Source organism: Amycolatopsis sp. NPDC003676 (assembly GCF_053587275.1).
The window spans coordinates 1-1,422 of the sequence record NZ_JBSFNS010000291.1; the positions used below are offsets into that span (position 1 = coordinate 1).

General features: G+C 65.7%; 2 protein-coding genes. Both read right to left on the reverse strand.

Features of this window, described 5'->3' with window-relative positions; all coding sequences use genetic code 11:
* Positions 1 to 191: 191 nt before the first annotated feature.
* Positions 192 to 731 carry a ferritin gene (locus ACWDNU_RS45765; protein WP_355283739.1) on the reverse strand — a complete coding sequence of 180 codons (540 nt, stop codon included), beginning with the start codon at positions 729 to 731 and terminating at the stop codon, positions 192 to 194.
* Positions 732 to 740: 9 nt separating this feature from the next.
* Positions 741 to 1,422, reverse strand: a 682-nt coding sequence (locus tag ACWDNU_RS45770) for an LCP family protein (protein ID WP_449673437.1), incomplete at its 5' end; no start/stop codon positions are given.

Consider the following 1,422-nt stretch of genomic DNA (forward strand, 5'->3'; position numbering starts at 1 on the left):
CACACCGCAATGGCGATGTACTGATGCTCGGCGTTGAACTCATGCCGGATCTGGTCTTGGAGCAGGCTGTGGAATTTGCTGCGAGGGGCTTCCGGATGAATCGACATGGCCGCAACATTAGACCTGGTAAAAGGGGGTTGTCATCCAAGTGCAACCTTATTGAGGGAAGTATTTCCTAACCAAGTATTCCCTTACTGAAGCTGCCCTGTGCCCGCCATTTTCGGCGCCGTGTTGTCCACTGGCACAGCGCCTGCCAGCTCACGCCGGATGAATTCCTCCACGTCGAACAGATTGTCCTGCCGGTCCAGCACGGTGAGCAGCGTGCTCATCTCCGCGACATCGGCGACCTGTTCCTTCAGGAACCACTGCACGAATTGTTCGCCGAGGAAATCCTCGGCCTCGCGCGCCGCCCCGGCCAAGGCGCTGATCTGCGCGGTGGCGGTCCGTTCCCGATCGAGCAGGAAGGCGATCGCGGCGCGCGGCGAATCGAACTCCGAGCGCAGCTCGTCGAGCCCGCCGATGGTCACCGCGACATCGCGATCGAGCAGATACTGGACCATCCGCATCGCGTGGCCCCGGTTCTCGGCCGAGCGGGCGTAGGTCTGCGCGGCCAGCTCCGGTAGTCGCTCGGCGTCGAAATACACGGCGGCGGCCAGATACTGCTGTGCTGCGGTCAGCCCGTGCCGGATCTGGTCCCGCAGCAGCTCGATGAACGAACGGTCCTCGGCCATACAACGACGTTACCGCGTCAGCAGGTCCTCGGGAATCTGTTGATCCTTGGCCAGGGCGTCGAAGAAGGCGCTCGCCTTCGTCTTGTCCCACAGCAGCACGTTGCCGACGTCGGTGTCGTCGAATCCGCCGATCGGCACGCTGGTGGTGACGGTGTCGCCGCGCATCGCCCAGCCGAGCGCGGCCAGGTTCCAGATGTGGTCGCCGTCATCGACTTTCAGTGATCCGGCCACGCCGGTGGCCATCGGCCACAGCGCGAACGGATTGGCCAGGGTGCCCAGGCTGGTCGCCTTCTTCAGCAGCGCCGACATGAACATCCGCTGGTGCTTCATCCGGTCGACGTCCGCGCGCGGGGTCGCCCTGGTGCGCACGAAACCCAGCGCCTCGGGGCCGGTCAGCTCCTGGCAGCCGGCGGGCAGGTCGAGCCCGGCCAGCGGGTCGACGATCGGCTCGTCCAGGCACATCTCGATGCCGCCGAGCGCGTCGACGACGCCGGCGAAGCCGCCGAAGCCGATCTGGGCGTAGTGGTCGATCCGCACGCCGGTGGCTTCCTCCACCGTCTGCACCAGCAGCGACGGGCCGCCGAACGCGAACGAGGCGTTCAGCTTGTCCTTGCCGTGGCCGGGAATGCTGACGTAGGAGTCGCGCGGCAGGCTGACCATCGTGGTCGGCCCGGACGACGGGATGTGCACC

What these genes read in the sequence shown, in the direction of transcription:
- ACWDNU_RS45765 (WP_355283739.1), bottom strand. Translation starts at nt 731, where the DNA reads ATGGCCGAGGACCGTTCGTTCATCGAGCTGCTGCGGGACCAGATCCGG.